The following is a 16,896-nucleotide window of genomic DNA, read 5'->3' as shown; positions in this document are numbered from 1 at the left end:
TCTTCTGAATATATTTGCTATGTTCAAATGAATTAATCAAAAATTAAAAAATAAAATTTATGAAATCATTAAAAGTAACCTTATTTGTATTTGCTGCAACTGCTTTGTTTTCAGTAACTACAAATGCTCAAGAAAAGAAAGCTGAGCTTACACCAGCAATTACAACAACACCAGCTGCACAAAAACCAACCACTCCAGTAAAATGGAAAGAAGAAGTTCATGATTTCGGTGATCTTGAAAAAGGAAAACCTGTTTCTCATGATTTTTCATTTGTGAATACTACTAAACAAACCGTTTTAGTAACTAATGTAAAAGCATCTTGTGGTTGTACAGCAACAAATTATACTAAAACGCCAATCAAACCAGGAGAAAAAGGAACAATTACAGCAACTTATAATGCTGCAAGTCCAGGAGCTTTTTCTAAAACAGTAACTGTTTCTTTAAATGAAAATGAAGTGCCAAAAGTACTTACAATTAAAGGAAAAGTTTTAACTGAGGAAACGGTAAAACAATAATACTATCTACTAAATTATAATTCGTTAAAAACCACCTTCTCCTTAAGGTGGTTTTTTTGTATATAAAATTCAGCAGTTTCTCAGTCAGACATTTGAGGAGCTTTTCAGAGGAAGACTTTTGGGAACAGGTATTTATCCCAATTTACCCGATGAACTTGAAAACCTTTTAGAAAAAAATGAGGATTATAAACATTGGAGTTTTAATTAAACTTTTAAATTTTAAACAAAACTAATCAAGTGCGAAACTTATTTTTAACTTATTCGTGATTAAATAATTAAAAAAGTTGTTTAGTTTTTTTTTCATAATTTTAGCAAAGTTTATTAATTTTTTTGATTGCAATAAATTAGTCACGTTATGAGAAATCAGCTATCTAAAATCATCACATGTAGTTGCACTATAGCAACTTTTTTAATTGCGATTAGTGCTTGGTCACAAAATCAAAACACCGGGATTTATCTAAGTTGGGATAACAGTAATGCTTGTCAAATTTGGGAAGAATCTGAGAGAGATGGTTTATTTTTGGAAGATTTCGAAAATTCGCAATGCCTTTTAGTATGTCAGTCAAGCATTTCAAATTTTGAACTTATTAATGCACCATTAAATGTAAGTATATTATGGATAATTGCTGGTGGAATAATTTTAAGCCAAAATAATAGTGAGATCAAAATTTTATGGGATGATGGAAATAGTGGAAGTCTTACTGTTGAATATACTGTGAATAATGTGTTTTATTCAAACACACTTTGTATAGAAAAAGCAGCTAAACCAAAGGCAGACTTTACTATTAACAATGACCTGTCACTTGATATAAACAGTTTGTCATCATGCCTTCCGCAAAATATAAATTTCACCAACTTGTCTAGTATCCTATCGATAATTACCAGTTGTTTGACCTGAGAGGGCAACTACTTATTGAAAAAAAGTTACCTCCAAAAATTTCCGAAACCACTATAACTATGGAACATTTACCACAAGGCATTTATTTGCTAAAGTTATGGTCAAACAAAGAATATATTACTTATTTTAAAGTGATTAAAAATTAATTAGTTATCCAAAACATGACCTAATATCCTTAGGCCATGTTTTTTATACCACTTAGTACTATGAAAAAGTTATCCTACCTTATTATTTTATTCAATTGTTTAATTAATGCCCAATGTTATCAAAAAATTTCAACAGGCGATGCTCATGTACTACTTTTAAAATCTGATAATAGTATTTGGGGGTTTGGCAGCAATCAAACCGGAGAGTTGGCTAATCAATCGGGCAATTATACACTTACCCCATCTAGTGTAAGTAATCTTCAAGTTTGGAAAGAAGTATTTGGGGGTTATTTAAGAAGTTTTTTTATAAAACAAAATGGTACCCTTTGGGCTACAGGCAGTAATAGTTTTGGTAGTCTTGGTATTAATTCAACTAGTTCCACCAATGTAATCACCCAAATAGGCTCAGCCACTAATTGGATGAAAATAGTGGGTTCACCTACCCACACGGTTGGTTTAAAAGAAGACGGCACGCTCTGGGGTTGGGGTCAAAACAACGATTATGAGCTAGGGCAAGGACAAGGTAATAATAATTTAAGCCAACTCACCCCTATTCAAATTGGGACTGATAACCATTGGGTAGATGTTGCAGTTACAGATTCCGGTACATTTGTACTAAAAAATGATGGTACATTTTGGGGTTGTGGGTACAATAGTAATGTCATATTAGGCTTTTTAGGGAATTTTGTATATAGTCTTTCACAAGGGCCTTCGGATAATTGGAGCAAAATAAAGGCAGGAGTGTTTTTTATTTTAGCTCAAAAAACGGATGGCACTTTATGGGCATGGGGTAGTGGTAGCTATGGTCAAGTAGGTAATGGTCAATTTAACGGTAGTTTAACCCCTTATCAAATTACAACCGATACTTGGAAAGATTTTGCAGTAGGTTCCTTAAGATCATACGGCATCAAAACCGATGGTACGTTATGGGCTTGGGGTAGAAATGAAGAAGGTCAACTCGGTGATGGCACTTTTGAAAATCGAAATGTACCTACCCAAATAGGGACTGATAATAATTGGGATAGGATATATGCACAAGGTGCTACCACTACCGTAGGTGTAAAAACCGATGGTACAGTATGGGTATGGGGTAGTAATGATTTTGGTCAGTTTGGCAATGGCACACTCAATCAAGGCAGTAATGTGCCGTTACAAAACAACGCGTTGTGCACGTTGGGTGTTGCTGATTTTGATGATGAAAAAGGGAGTGTTTCTTTTTTTCCTAATCCTGCTCAAGATGTAGTTCAATTTACTTATAATGAACTACCTAATGCTAAATTTGAGGTGTTTGACCTTAACGGCAGATTGATGTATCAAACTAAAACCATTGGTTTTAGTGGTCAACTAGCTATTCCTGTGGCTCAATGGAGTCGAGGAGTTTATGTGTTTAAAATAGTATCAGAGAATAGGGAGATTATTAAAAAAGTGGTGTTAAATTAAGAAAACTTTTTTATCACAGCTCCAGGGAGTCCTCTCGTTTGCACGATGCTCTGCGAATGTCATAGAATACACAGAGCTCAGTGCTAATTCAGAACACTAAGGATAGCGTGGGTGCAAGCGTCTCGCTCGCACCTAATGTCATTAAGTTGAGCTTATTTTTTTTCGCAAAGTCGCCAAAAAAATATTTTAAAATTTGCGGCTCTGCGTCTCCGCGAGAACCATTTTTTATTTTCTAAATCGTAAAGATTCATAATTTAATGATATTGTGCTCGCACCAGCCTTTAGATTTGTTCATTGTAAATTTCTTAAAAGTAGTTCTACCTGTACTTTCATTTATAGTTGTTGCTCCAAGACAATTTGAACAATTAAAAGAAATCCTTCCATAAAAATTACCATCCTTTGTGATTGTAGTGTTTTATTTATGCCCAAAGCACTATCTTTTTTCTCCAATCCAATGCCAATTTGGTTAATAAAACCATTTTTCCTACCTTTTATTCCAAAATAACACTCTCCATCCACCAATTGATAAAAGTAGTTAAAAAACACCTTCTCGTTAAGGTGTTTTTTTATTTTCGGTATTCACCTATTTTTTATATACGGATTGAATTTTCTATGCTTCTTTTTTTTACTTTTATAAAAGTAAACTAGTTGGCCATGATAGAAAAAATTAAACTCGACAACATTTTATTTCTGGATATAGAAACCGTTCCCGAAGTAGAAAATTTCAAATTGCTTGATGAAGAAAAGCAATATCTTTTTGAATCCAAAACGCAATACCAACGCAAAGAAGAATTTTCACCCGAAGAATTTTATGACCGAGCGGGTATTTGGGCTGAGTTTGGTAAAATTATTTGTATTTCGGTTGGTTATTTTATTACTAAAGCAGATGTGCGTTCCTTTCGCGTAACTACTTTTTTTGGGGATGAAAAAAAGATTTTAAAAGATTTTAGTAATTTATTGAACAATCATTTTAATCAACCACAGCATGTTTTATGTGGTCACAATGCCAAAGAATTTGATTTTCCATTTATCGCCAGGCGAATGATTATTAATCAAATTGAAATTCCTGCAAAATTGAATTTATTTGGCAAAAAACCTTGGGAAGTTCCGCATTTAGATACGATGGAACTATGGAAATTTGGTGATTATAAGCATTATACTTCGATGCGATTGCTCACCAAAGTACTTCAGATTCCATCTCCTAAAGATGATATTGATGGTAGCGAAGTGGCCTATGTTTATTATGTAGACAAAGATCTTGATAGAATAATTACGTATTGTGAAAAAGACGTCATTGCCGTGGCACAAGTTTTCTTGCGGTTAAGAAGAGAGGATTTATTAATAGAAGAGGAAATCATTCATGTTTAACGGAATGATTTCCTCTTTTTATTATAATTCTATTTTTTAAGAATTATTTTTTTAACTACTTTTTGATTTTGGTAGGTTAAAGAAATAAAATAGATGCCATCTGTTAAATGACTTAAATCAATTTGAGTAGTTTGTTGATTGTTTTCTTTAGAAAAGATTGTTCTTCCTTGTATGTCAATCAAGCTAATTTTACTTTCTCCACTTACTACTGAAGGCAATTGAATAGAAACGAAACCTTTTGTTGGATTAGGATAAATCTTTACTAAATTCAATGTGTTTTCGGAAACACTTAAGTTTTCTTCTATAATAATGTTTACGGTTGTATTAGGATACCAGCCTGAAGTATTATTCAAAACATCTACTTTAAAAGAATCTATTCCAGCAGAAATTTGACTATTTTCATAGCTTATTTTTCCTAAATTGATTTCACTTTGCGTGAAAGAATTCCCTAAAGTTAATGGAATTCCGTCTTTTTTGATCATTCCAAGTTCTGGTAAAGTAACTAACGTGTATTTTTGAGTTGCTGCGGTTTGAAATGGCGTATTTGCATTTAATTCGGTGTTAAAAATAATTTTATCAGTAGAAACCGTGGTTATTATACCTGTATTTGTAAGCGTCATTAAATTCGCAACTGGATTTACACTACAAAAATCCAAAGAAAATTCAGTAATGGCTCCACCATCTCCATTATGATTATCTATAACTTGTAATTTCCAAATCCCATCCGCATTCAAGCCGTTTAATGAGCTTAAAAACTGAACGGGTTTAACGGTCCCTACGATAGCGGGAGTTGGGTTTACCGTACATTGTACTTCGCCTCCGGCATCGTCTACAACTGCGTCAATATCGTCTTCGCCAGCACAAGCTTCTTGAAACAAGATAATTCTAGGGCTTCCAATTGCTGCTGGACCATCCAAATAAATTGTCATATCTTGAACCCATGTGTGCGTAATGGCAAGGGAAACATTTACATCGCCAATTACAAATCCACCAGAAACGGTAACCGGAATTGAAGCTAAAGAATTGGCTACATTTCCAATCGTTGCATCAGAAAGATCGGTTCCTATAAATTGATTTTGACAATTTAAAATCCCAGTTTGAAAGCTTGCAACAGCAAAATTAGTTGCAAACCCACATTGGTTACTTGGTTTAACTCGCCAATAATAAACGGTTTTACTCATTAAATTCGAAATCGAAAGGCTCGTGTTTTGCGTGGTTTCGGAGATAATGATTGAATTAAAGTCAAAATCGGTAGCCACTTCTACCATGTAATTTTCTGAATTTGGGTCGGCTTGCCAAGTTAAATTAAAAGTTGCAGGTAATGTTTTTTGTCCATTGCTTGGATAAATAGCGGTAATTGGGCCAAACTCATTACTCAAAATTCGCAGGTTTACATAACGTGTTTCAGTTTCTGTTCCATTTGTTCCCACAACCCCAATAGCATAATTACCAGGAATCACATTGGATAAATTAGAAACGGTCATCGTGAATTGACCGTTTGAACTTAACGGATTGGTACTAAAATTGATAGTTGCCCCAGCTGGAGCGTTTACGACAGACAACGTAACATTTGCGTTAGCATTACCCGTTAAATTAAAAGGAAAAGTAGCTTCCTCATTGGAACATTTTACTTGATTATAGCCAAGAGGAATCATTCCAAAAGTAGAATTAATACCTGAAATTACTAATCCAAAAGCTTGTTCATTGTCAACTAAAGTTCCTTTATGAGTTATAGTTATGGTATAATCTCCACCGTTTGCATTGTCAATTTTAATTGTTTCTACCGTATCCACAAAATTATCGCCATTTCTAACCGCTAATGAAGTGGCGTTTGGAAGCAATCGCCATGGATAATAAGTTTCTCCACCTTGTGTAATTCGGATGTCTAAATCATTGACCAAAGCCGGCGTTACATTGTTTAAAATGCCTGAATTTGCTAGTCCCGGAACGTCTGTCCAACAAATAGTGGCGACTAATGGTGCCCCAGCAGTTGATTTGACAGTCATTGTAAAACTTTGATTGTTATTTAAACTTTCTTCTGAAATCCAAGTATTTAAACCGTTATTCGTAATGGCATTGGCAGCTGCTTTGGCATTGAGCAATCCCCAACCAAATTTTGCATCTGGGCCAGCATTTCCTGCATCATCGGCGGTGTGACAAGCCAATGCTTTTAAGGTGGAAGAACGCATAAATTTTTGATTCACATTATTAAAATGTTGCTGAACAAGCAATAGTGTTCCCATCACATTCGGACTCGCCATGGAAGTACCCGACAAAGTAGTATAATTTGTATCTCCAGTACTTGTAGTAGAATAAAGACCAGTTCCATTTCCGGCGATATCTGGTTTAATTCTAAAATCGTCTGTTGGCCCTTGACTACTACCGTTATTGATATTCACTAACTGAAGATTCCCCGCAGCATCCACTAATGCATCTAATGCATTGGCAATCACTAGGTTGTTTTTCCCGTTTTTATTCCCGTTTAATTTGTCAAAACCTACTGTAGTCGGACTTGGATTGGTGTTTCCGCCATCATTTCCTGCAGAAACAATCATTAAATAATAAGGTGAAACATAATGAATTTCGTCCCAAGCTCTAGCATCTTCAGAATAAGCTCCCATATACCAAGGACTTGATACATTAGCAATTGGAACTCCATACGAATGATTTGACAAGAGCAATCCGTTTTGAATTTCGGCTAATACTTCAATTTCATCAAAATTCCAATCAAAGGTTTTAACGGTTGCTAGATTTGCCATTCCTTTTGCATCGGCCTGTACACCAGTAGCTGTAACGGTTCCTGTAACATGCGTTCCATGAAAACTATTGGAATTTAAAATAGTAGCTCCATCACCAATGACAACACGTCCGCCAAATTCTTGATGTGAAGTTCGAACAGGACCACCATCCCAAACACCACCTACCATATTTTGTCCATTCAAATTTAATCCGAGACTTCCTCCAGAATTTAAATGGTTTGCCCGTGTAGATTTAGCGGCATTTACATTGTCTAAGGCAAGGTATTTCGGACTTCCGTCAGGAAATAATCCCATTAATTCATCAAACGTTCCATCGGGATTAAATTTATAAATTTCCCATTGATTTGCTCGTGCAGCAGCCAAGGTTTTTTCCTTTTCCGCTTTTGCTTTTTGAGTAAATTCTTGTTGAAGGGCTTTTATTTTAGCCAAGTCATATTGTGCCAAAATTTCTTTTTTTTGTGATTCTGTTTGTGCAAAAGAAGCAAATGGCAACACAGAAAAAAACACCGCAAGAAGGATGATTTTTATATAAACAACATTTTTTTTCATCAATTTTTTTTTAAATCACTCAAAGATAGGAAATAATGATTGTTTTTAAGAGAGAAATTATCGTTCATCGAATTAAATAACATATTAAAAACACGAATTTTCAGATGAAATTTAAAAAAATCGAGTAATTTTAGGTCATGAATAAGCAAGCCTTACTTTCTGTTAAGAACCTGACGATTTCTTTTAAAAGAGAAAAAGAATTTGTTCCTGTGGTTCATCATTTATCATACGATTTATTTGAAAATGAAATTTTGGGAATTGTGGGCGAATCAGGTTCAGGAAAATCAGTTTCTTCCCTTGCCATTATGGGATTATTACCAAAAGTAATTTCTCAAATATCTAAAGGTTCGATTGTTTTAGAAGGAAATGAATTGACGACTATTTCAGAAAAAAAGTTTCAGCAAATTAGAGGAAACGAAATTGCCATGATTTTTCAAGAACCGATGAGTTCACTCAATCCGTCGATGAAATGTGGCTCTCAAGTAGCAGAAATTTTACATCAACACACAGGATTAGATTCAAAAAAAGTAAAACAAGAGGTTTTGTCGCTTTTTGAAAAAGTGAAATTACCCAATCCTGAAGAACTCTATTCAAAATACCCACATCAAATTTCGGGTGGACAAAAACAACGCGTCATGATTGCGATGGCGATTGCTTGTAAACCTAAAATTTTAATTGCCGATGAACCCACAACCGCATTAGATGTCACGGTTCAAAAAGAAATTATTCAGTTGTTAAAGGAATTGCAAACCGAAACAAAGATGAGTATCTTGTTTATTTCGCATGATTTATCTTTGATTTCAGAAATTGCCAATCGTGTTTTAGTAATGTATAAAGGAGAAATTGTCGAGCAAGGATTAGCCAAAGAAATCTTTGAAAACCCACAGCATACTTATACGCAAGCTTTAATTGCTTCTCGTCCTTCTTTGGATTTTCGCTTAAAAAGATTGCCAACGATTCAAGATTTTCTGGAAAAAACAATTGTAAATGACATTGTTACAGAAGCACAACGAAAGGAAGCACAAACACTAATCTATGCTCAGCCACCCTTATTAGAAGTCAGAAACGTAGAAAAGGAATATTATTCTACAATGGGTTTATTCGGAAAAAAAGTTGCTTTTAAAGCGGTTCATGATGTCAGTTTTAAAATTTATGAAGGGGAAACAGTTGGTTTAGTGGGCGAATCAGGTTGTGGAAAATCAACTTTAGGAAATGCCATTTTGCAATTGGATAAAGCTACCGCGGGTCATATTTTGTATAAAGGAAAAGACATCACCCATTTAGATACGACAGAAATTCGAAAACTTAGAAAAGAAATTCAAATTATTTTTCAAGATCCCTATTCTTCCCTAAACCCTAGAATCCCAATTGGAAAAGCAATTATGGAACCGATGCAAGTGCATGGGTTATTTGCTAATGATAAAGAACGAAAAGCAAAAGCTATTGAAATTTTGGATAGAGTTGGATTGGGAGAAGCTTTTTTTAACCGTTATCCACATGAGTTTTCTGGAGGACAACGGCAACGAATTGGTATTGCGAGAACCATTGCCTTGCAACCTAAATTGATTGTTTGTGACGAATCGGTTTCGGCCTTAGATATTTCTGTTCAGGCTCAAGTATTGAATTTATTGAATGAATTAAAAGAAAATTTTGGATTTACTTATATCTTTATTTCACATGATTTGGCCGTAGTAAAATACATGAGCGACCAAGTGATTGTGATGAATAAAGGAAAAATTGAAGAAATGGCTGATGCCGATGAAGTATATGCCAATCCGAAAAGTGAGTATACCAAAAAATTAATTGACGCGATTCCGAAAGGATAAAAAATAACAACTATGTTTACCGATACTTTTACCGATTTCTACGAACAATTTAAAAACAGTCTTTCTGACGGCACTTTTGCGAAATTAACTTTTGCCAAAACCATTGGAAATACAGAATTGAAAAATATTTACATTCGTCCAATTATGGATGAAGATGAATTGAAATTGGAATTAAAATTCAGATTTCAACAAGAAGAATTATTTGAGATTCATACCATTGAAAAAGCATTTGATCGACTTTTACCATTTATAAACAATCCATTTTTATCAGTAATTTTATTTACTACTGAATTTGATTTAACTTATAAATTGAATAAGAAAAGAGTTGTGAATGTTTCTGACCAACATCCAACTTTTGGAAATGCCAATGAAGTTTTGTTGGAGTATTTGAGTAGTGGAAAAGTGATTAAATAAAAAAATGCCCGGCTAGTGCGAGCCCAATGTCAGTGAGTTAAGGGATTTTGTTGTCATTCCGACGAAGGAGGAATCCCAGCAAAAAGCAGTAACTTAGTGAGATTCCTCCTTCGTCGGAATGACAGAACCATGATGAATACCTCTTCACTTAATGACATTGGGTGCGAGCAGCTCATGTGTAACATATAGTTAAATTTTCTATTTTTGAAAGAGGTTCAGAAAACAAAAAACACAACTTTAATGCCATTGCATCAAGACATGTTTGTTTAATTTTTTCTTAACCCCATACGTTAGAAATAGCGATGTGCAATAAATTTCGGAATACTTGAATAAACTGTTTTTGAGATTAATTTGAATTAGTTTGTGGGTAAGATAGAGGAAATGCCAATGAAGTTTTGTTGGAGTATTTGAGTAGTGGAAAAACGATTAAATAAAAAATGCTTCCCAAAGAAAGCATTTTTTATTTTAATTTAAAATCATTTCAGGTATAGTCCCTTCTATAATCAATGTGCCTTCCGTTGCCTTTTGAATGTCTTCAATTGAAACGCCTGGTGCTCGTTCGAGTAATTTGAAACCTTTTGGTGTTACTTCAATTACAGCTAATTCGGTTACAATTTTTTTGACACAACCAACACCTGTTAATGGTAAAGAGCATTTTTTCAAAAGTTTACTTTCTCCAGCTCTATTCACATGCATCATGGCAACAATTATATTTTCTGCAGAGGCCACTAAATCCATTGCTCCACCCATTCCTTTAACCATTTTTCCTGGGATTTTCCAATTGGCAATATCGCCGTTTTCTGAAACTTCCATCGCACCAAGAATGGTTAAATCAACTTTTTTACTGCGAATCATACCAAAGCTAAATGCAGAATCAAAGAAACTTGCTCCTGGTAAAGTGGTGATGGTTTGTTTTCCAGCATTGATAATGTCGGCATCTTCTTCTCCTTCAAAAGGGAAAGGTCCCATGCCTAAAACGCCATTTTCAGATTGAAATTCAACTGAAATATCGTTTCGCACAAAGTTGGCCACCAAGGTAGGAATCCCAATTCCGAGGTTTACATAGTAACCATCTTTGACTTCTTTTGCAATTCGTTTTGCTATATCTTCTTTTGTTAACATGATTGTTGAGTTAATTTGGAAATTTGAAAATTTGAAAATGGGTTTTAAAATTTCATTTTCAATTCTTCAAATTATCACATTTTCAAATTTATTTTTTTCTAACGGTACGTTGTTCAATTCTTTTTTCAAATTTCTTACCTTGAAAAATACGATTTACCATAATTCCAGGAATATGAATTTGATTTGGATCTAATGTTCCCGCTGGAACTAACTCTTCTACTTCCGCAATCGTAATTTTTGCCGCACCAGCCATACACGCATTGAAATTTCGAGCAGTTCCTTTAAAGATTAAATTTCCCGCTTCGTCACCTTTCCATGCTTTTACGATGGCAAAATCAGCTTTATAGGCTTCTTCCATCACATACATTTTACCATTAAATTCACGCGTTTCTTTGCCTTCAGCTACTTCGGTGCCATAACCTGCGGGTGTAAAAAAAGCAGGAATTCCATGTTGAGCAGCTCGGCATTTTTCGGCCAACGTTCCTTGTGGAGTTAATTCCACATCCAATTCACCAGAAAGCATTTGACGTTCAAATTCGGCATTTTCTCCCACATAAGAAGAAATCATTTTTTTAATTTGTTTCTTATGTAGCAAAAGACCTAATCCAAAATCGTCCACACCGGCATTATTAGAAATACAAGTTAAATTAGAAACGCCCATTTTTACTAATTCGGCGATACTATTTTCAGGAATTCCGCAAAGGCCAAAACCGCCAAGCATAATGGTCATATTATTGGAAATTCCAGCTACTGCTTCTTCTACCGAATTTACTTTTCTTGTAATCATAATTGAATTTATTTCGAATTTTAAAGGTATAAAAAAAAGGAGCTTTATACAAAGTCCTTTTTATTTATTTGTGTTTAAATCATTTTAAAAATTAAACTCATCTACATCTTGATCAAAGTCTAACGTATCTTTCACTGCTTTCCAACAATCTACTTTGATTGAAATATTTTCAGGCCGTTCAAATGGTTCTTTGGAAACATTGAGTTTGTCATCTTTATAACACTTGTCCATATACAATCCCCAAATAGGCAGAGCCATCGTAGCACCTTGTCCCATTGCGGTACTTCTAAATCGGGCGGAACGGTCTTCACATCCTACCCAAACACCGGTACATAAATTAGGCACAATTCCCATAAACCATCCATCTGAATTGTTTTGTGTTGTTCCTGTTTTACCTGCAATTGGATTTGTAAATTGATATTTATATTTGGTAAATCCTGCTCCGCCCCAACGTAAACGAGTTCCAGTTCCTTCTTCGGTTACTCCTTCCATAAGCTTAATTACTGCATAAGCAATGTCTTGATTAAGCACATCGTGTGTTTCTGGAATAGTTTCGAAAATACTATTTCCGTTTTTATCTTCAATTCGGGTAATTAATTGCGGTTTGATATAAATTCCTTTATTGGCAAAAGTGCTAAAGGCAGCAACCATATCTTCTACCGTAATTTCAACCGCTCCTAAACAAATGGATACTTGTTCAGGAATATCAGCTGTCACGCCTAATTTTTGTGTTAAATCAATCACTGCTTTTGGGCCTGTTCGGTCAATTAATTTGGCAGAAACCGTATTAATTGAATTTGCTAATGCCTTTTTTAAATTAATCATTCCGCGGTATTTTCCATCAGAATTTCGTGGTGTCCAACTTTCAGAAACATTGTGACGACCTCGCGGAATCGTAAAAGGAGAATCGACAATTGAATCACAAGGCGACATGTTGAGTTGTTCAATGGCCGTGGCATATACAAATGGTTTAAAGGTAGAACCCACTTGTCTTGCACCTTGTCCGGCATGATCATATTGAAAATGCTTATAATTAATTCCACCCACCCAAACTTTTACATGTCCCGTTTGTGGCTCCATAGAAATCATTCCGGTTTGTAAAAAATGTTTGTAATAGCGAATAGAATCGATGGGAGACATAATGGTATCGCGATCACCTTTCCAAGTAAAAATACGCATATCGGTTTTTTCACTAAACGATTTGATGATTTCCTCTTCACTTTTATCTTGATTTTTCATCAAACGCCAGCGTTCCGAATTTTTCATTGCACGCATCATCAACTTGTCTGTTTCGTCCGTAGTTAACTTAAAAAAAGGTGCATTTTTATTTGATTTTTGAGCTTTAAAGAATTCTGCTTGTAAGCCTTTTAAATGTTCATCCACAGCCTCTTCTGCATGTTTTTGCATACGCGAATCAATCGTGGTATAGATTTTTAGCCCGTCTTGGTAAATGTTATATTCTGTTCCGTCTGGTTTTTTGTTTTCTTTACACCATTTTTTCATATAATCACGCAAGTATTCTCGGAAATAGGTTGCAATACCATCCGTATGACTTTCTGGATTGAAATCTAATTTAATGGGTTTTTTTTCTAACAAATCTTTTGCTGCGGGTTCTAAAAAATTATTTCGAACCATTTGAGAAAGCACTGTATTTCGACGGTCTAAAACCAATTGTTTTCTTTTTTCTCGAACAGGATTGTATAGTGAAGGATTTTTAAGCATGCCAACTAAAACGGCTCCTTCTTCAATGGCTAGGTCTTTGGGTTCTTTGCCAAAATAAACGTTGGCTGCAGACCGAATTCCGACCGCAGTATTTACAAAATCGGCTCTGTTGAGGTACAAAGCAATGATTTCGTTTTTGGTATATTGACGTTCTAATTTAGTAGCAATAATCCACTCTTTAACTTTTTGCACTAATCTAAAAAGTATAAAGCGAGAACCTTCGCCATGAAATAAAAGTTTAGCGAGTTGTTGCGATAACGTACTGGCTCCACCATCTGCACCAAGGCTAACTGCCGCTCTTAACGTACCGCGAGCATCGATACCAGAATGTTCATAAAAACGTTCGTCTTCGGTAGAAATTAAGGCGTCAACTAAATGCTGTGGCAAATCTTCAAATTTTACTGGAGAACGGTTTTCGCGGTAAAATTTACCCAATGTTACTCCGTCAGAAGCAATAATTTCGGTAGCTAAATTGGAATCTGGATTTTCTAATTCATCAAAACTAGGCATTGCACCAAATAATCCGAAATTAGCACACATGAAAAACAAAAACACACCACCTAATCCCAAGAAAAAAACTTTCCAGAATTTCTTTTGGTAAGAACTATTATCTTTTGCTGACATTTTCTTTTTTTGAGCCATAGTGTTTATTCTGCTTTTTCAATTCTAAATCCAACATCGGTTACGCCTTCTAATTTTTCAATTCCTTCAATTTTTCCGGTTTTTCTAACGGCTTGAAGAATATTAATTCGGTATTCACCAGGTTTTTTAAACACAAAGTTTTCTTTATAATACAATTTATTTTCTTTGGTATCGGTCATTCCTTCGCCTAAAAGAACTCCTTCTGGAGTTGCCATTTGGTATTCTAACGTATCGACCAAACTGTTTTTAGATGGTTCTTCTATTTCCACAATCAAAAATAAATTATTGAAAGGGTAATTTTTATTGTTCCGTAAAGTGATAAAAAGGTTGTGTTTTGACAACGTATCTTTTTGATTAAAGACAAAAGAAACAAGGCTGTCTTTGTGCCAACTTTGGCCCACAGCTTGGTATTCATCAAATACACGATTCTTGTCACAAGAAGTAAAAACAATCAACAGTATAACCAGAAAAAAACTATTTTTTAGCATCACTTCTAATGATATTATTAGGTTTTCTTTTTTTATTTTGGTTGTTTTTCTTTTTCTTGGGTTGATCAAAACGCGTTAAACTTTCTTGGCCCATTGCGTTATTGAAATCTTGTTTAGGCTCTTGAACAATTTCTAAAGCAAAATCTTCTAAAGCAGAAATTCTTCTTTTCTGTTTGTTTTCGGCTACAATTTCTTTAATTTGATTGACGTGAAGTACATGCCAATTCGCAATATTATCGGCATAAGCATACCACATTAATCCTTTAAAAATGTCTTGTTTTTGACAGTAAGCGACGCCTCTTTCAGTTTCAATTTTTGTGTCGAAATCAGGAAAATCTTTTAACGCATCCATATAGGTGTCTAGCTCATAATTCAAGCAACACTTCAATTTTCCGCACTGGCCAGCTAGTTTTTGGGGATTTAGCGACAGTTGTTGGTATCTTGCTGCTGACGTATTAACGCTTCTAAAATCGGTTAACCAAGTGGAACAACACAATTCTCTTCCGCAAGAACCAATTCCGCCCAAACGAGCTGCTTCTTGACGAAAACCTACTTGTTTCATTTCAATTCTAGTTTTGAAAGTCTGTGCATATTCCTTAATTAATTGACGGAAATCCACACGGTCATTTGCTGTATAATAGAACGTAACTTTAGAGCCATCGCCTTGGTATTCAATATCTGAAATTTTCATTTCAAGTTTTAGATGAATGGCGATTTCACGAGCTTTCACTTTCATGGGCTCTTCTTTAGCTTGCATATCTTTCCAGATATCAATATCTTTTTGAGAGGCTTTTCGATATACTTTTGTAATATCAGGACTTTTGTGATTGACCCCTTTTTTCTTCATCTGAACTTTTACAAGCTCACCCGTAAGTGTCACAATTCCAATGTCATGACCTGGTGAAGCTTCAGTTGCCACCACATCGCCAATGCTTAAGGTTAGTTTTTCGGTATTTCTAAAAAACTCTTTTCGGCCGTTTTTAAAACGACTTTCTAAACAATCGAAAGGTTCTTGTCCGTTAGGCAAACTCATGTTTCCTAACCAATCAAAAATCGTTAATTTATTGCAGCTATCGGTGCCGCAACTCCCTTTATTTTGACATCCTTTGGGAGCTCCACCATCGGAGCTACCTGTAGAACAGTTTGTACAAGCCATATTTTATATATATATTGGTCACCCCTTTTGATTGGGACTACTGACATTAAACGTTAAGTTTGTAAAGATAGTATTTTTTGACAGAAATTCGAAAAGTCATTTTTAAGCTAAAATTCATAATGAAGTAAAACTATTCAAGAACAATTGCGATTTAGTACCTTAATTTTTTTTAATGCTATCAAATAAAAAAATAATAGTTGTCTTACCTGCCTATAATGCTGCAAGAACATTAGTTAAAACTTTTGATGAAATTCCTATGGATATTGTAGATGAAATTGTTTTAGTAGACGACAATAGTTCTGATAATACTATAGATGTCGCAAAAGGATTAGGGATAAAGCACATCATAAAACATGATAAAAATTTGGGTTACGGAGGCAATCAAAAATCTTGTTATAACAAAGCTTTAGCATTGGGAGGCGATATCGTAATTATGTTGCATCCTGATTACCAATATACTCCAAAATTAATCCATTCAATGAGTTATTTAATCGCAAATGAAGTTTATCCTGTTGTAATTGGGTCAAGAATTTTAGGCAAAGGAGCTTTAAAAGGCGGAATGCCAATGTACAAATATATTGCCAACCGGTTTTTAACACTTTTTCAAAATGTATTGATGAATCAAAAATTATCAGAATATCACACGGGTTACCGAGCGTTTAATCGAGAAGTTTTAGAGCAAATCAATTATCAATCCAATTCGGATGATTTTATTTTTGATAATCAATTTATTGCTCAGATTTTTCACAAAGGATTTGAAATTGCAGAAATTACTTGTCCAACAAAATATTTTGAAGAAGCCTCTTCGATTAATTTTAAAAGAAGTTTAAAATATGGAATTGGTGTAATGAAAACTTCAATTCAATATTTTTTGGATAAAAATAACTTACTAAAATCTTCATTATTTAACTGATGGAAAACGTTAGCCAAAAAATAAAAGTTAAATTGAGTGTTTGCTTCTTTTTATTTATAAATTTTATTTTTTTTGTCAAATATCTAAGTAGAGTTACTTCTAATTATCTTCTTATTTCCGCTTGTCTCATTACTTTATTTTACGTTTTTCT

Annotated in this window: 14 protein-coding genes; 8 read left to right on the top strand and 6 right to left on the bottom strand. The window is 34.4% G+C overall.

Going from position 1 to position 16,896, the window contains the following annotated elements:
- Positions 1–59: 59 nt before the first annotated feature.
- The 5 genes from PHR76_RS04850 (at position 60) to PHR76_RS04835 (ending at position 4,367) form a co-directional block, all read left to right on the top strand.
- The gene (locus tag PHR76_RS04850) at positions 60–515 is read left to right on the top strand and encodes a DUF1573 domain-containing protein (RefSeq protein ID WP_300059130.1); all 456 of its coding nucleotides are present in this window, start codon (positions 60–62) and stop codon (positions 513–515) included.
- Positions 516–870: 355 nt separating this feature from the next.
- Positions 871–1,413 carry a hypothetical protein gene (locus tag PHR76_RS04845; RefSeq protein WP_300059128.1) on the top strand — a complete coding sequence of 181 codons (543 nt, stop codon included), beginning with the start codon at positions 871–873 and terminating at the stop codon, positions 1,411–1,413.
- Positions 1,401–1,559 carry a T9SS type A sorting domain-containing protein gene (locus PHR76_RS13130; RefSeq protein WP_366143569.1) on the top strand — a complete coding sequence of 53 codons (159 nt, stop codon included), beginning with the start codon at positions 1,401–1,403 and terminating at the stop codon, positions 1,557–1,559. The genes PHR76_RS04845 and PHR76_RS13130 overlap by 13 nt, the downstream gene beginning before the upstream one ends.
- 60 nt (positions 1,560–1,619) lie before the next feature.
- Positions 1,620–2,999: a T9SS type A sorting domain-containing protein gene (locus PHR76_RS04840; RefSeq protein ID WP_300059126.1), complete on the top strand. Its 1,380-nt coding sequence runs from the start codon at positions 1,620–1,622 to the stop codon at positions 2,997–2,999.
- A 654-nt stretch (positions 3,000–3,653) separates the two neighbouring features.
- Positions 3,654–4,367: a 3'-5' exonuclease gene (locus tag PHR76_RS04835; RefSeq protein ID WP_300059124.1), complete on the top strand. Its 714-nt coding sequence runs from the start codon at positions 3,654–3,656 to the stop codon at positions 4,365–4,367.
- Positions 4,368–4,396: 29 nt separating this feature from the next.
- Here the strand turns inward: PHR76_RS04835 and PHR76_RS04830 are convergent, their stop codons facing one another.
- On the bottom strand, positions 4,397–7,675 hold the full coding sequence (locus tag PHR76_RS04830) for a S8 family serine peptidase (protein WP_300059122.1): 3,279 nt from the start codon (positions 7,673–7,675) through the stop codon (positions 4,397–4,399).
- 137 nt (positions 7,676–7,812) lie between these two features.
- Here PHR76_RS04830 and PHR76_RS04825 point away from each other — a divergent pair, with 137 nt between their 5' ends.
- Both PHR76_RS04825 and PHR76_RS04820 read left to right on the top strand, forming a co-directional pair.
- Positions 7,813–9,501 carry an ABC transporter ATP-binding protein gene (locus PHR76_RS04825; RefSeq protein WP_300059120.1) on the top strand — a complete coding sequence of 563 codons (1,689 nt, stop codon included), beginning with the start codon at positions 7,813–7,815 and terminating at the stop codon, positions 9,499–9,501.
- Between the two features lie 12 nt (positions 9,502–9,513).
- Positions 9,514–9,915 (top strand): hypothetical protein, encoded by a 402-nt coding sequence (locus tag PHR76_RS04820; protein ID WP_300059118.1) that lies wholly within the window; start codon positions 9,514–9,516, stop codon positions 9,913–9,915.
- Between the two features lie 465 nt (positions 9,916–10,380).
- Here PHR76_RS04820 and PHR76_RS04815 read toward each other — a convergent pair whose 3' ends face one another.
- The 5 genes from PHR76_RS04815 to ricT form a co-directional block, all read right to left on the bottom strand.
- A complete protein-coding gene (locus PHR76_RS04815; protein WP_300059116.1) occupies positions 10,381–11,037 on the bottom strand; it encodes a CoA transferase subunit B in 657 nt (218 codons plus the stop codon).
- Between the two features lie 88 nt (positions 11,038–11,125).
- Positions 11,126–11,824, bottom strand: a complete 699-nt coding sequence (locus PHR76_RS04810; RefSeq protein ID WP_300059114.1) for a CoA transferase subunit A — start codon at positions 11,822–11,824, stop codon at positions 11,126–11,128.
- 84 nt (positions 11,825–11,908) lie between these two features.
- Positions 11,909–14,188 (bottom strand): transglycosylase domain-containing protein, encoded by a 2,280-nt coding sequence (locus tag PHR76_RS04805; protein ID WP_300059112.1) that lies wholly within the window; start codon positions 14,186–14,188, stop codon positions 11,909–11,911.
- A gap of 5 nt (positions 14,189–14,193) precedes the next feature.
- A complete protein-coding gene (locus PHR76_RS04800) occupies positions 14,194–14,679 on the bottom strand; it encodes a gliding motility lipoprotein GldH (protein ID WP_300059110.1) in 486 nt (161 codons plus the stop codon).
- Complete coding sequence (gene ricT / locus PHR76_RS04795; protein ID WP_300059108.1) at positions 14,663–15,832, bottom strand: regulatory iron-sulfur-containing complex subunit RicT; 1,170 nt, start codon at positions 15,830–15,832, stop codon at positions 14,663–14,665. The genes PHR76_RS04800 and ricT overlap by 17 nt, the downstream gene beginning before the upstream one ends.
- 172 nt (positions 15,833–16,004) lie before the next feature.
- Between ricT and PHR76_RS04790 the strand changes: the two genes are divergently transcribed.
- The gene (locus PHR76_RS04790) at positions 16,005–16,745 is read left to right on the top strand and encodes a glycosyltransferase family 2 protein (RefSeq protein ID WP_300059106.1); all 741 of its coding nucleotides are present in this window, start codon (positions 16,005–16,007) and stop codon (positions 16,743–16,745) included.
- Positions 16,746–16,896 lie beyond the last annotated feature (151 nt).

This window comes from Flavobacterium sp. (genome assembly GCF_028689845.1).
Taxonomy (GTDB): Bacteria; Bacteroidota; Bacteroidia; order Flavobacteriales; family Flavobacteriaceae; genus Flavobacterium.
Note: the sequence above shows the minus strand (reverse complement) of the source record. Positions and strands in the feature narration are given on the sequence as shown.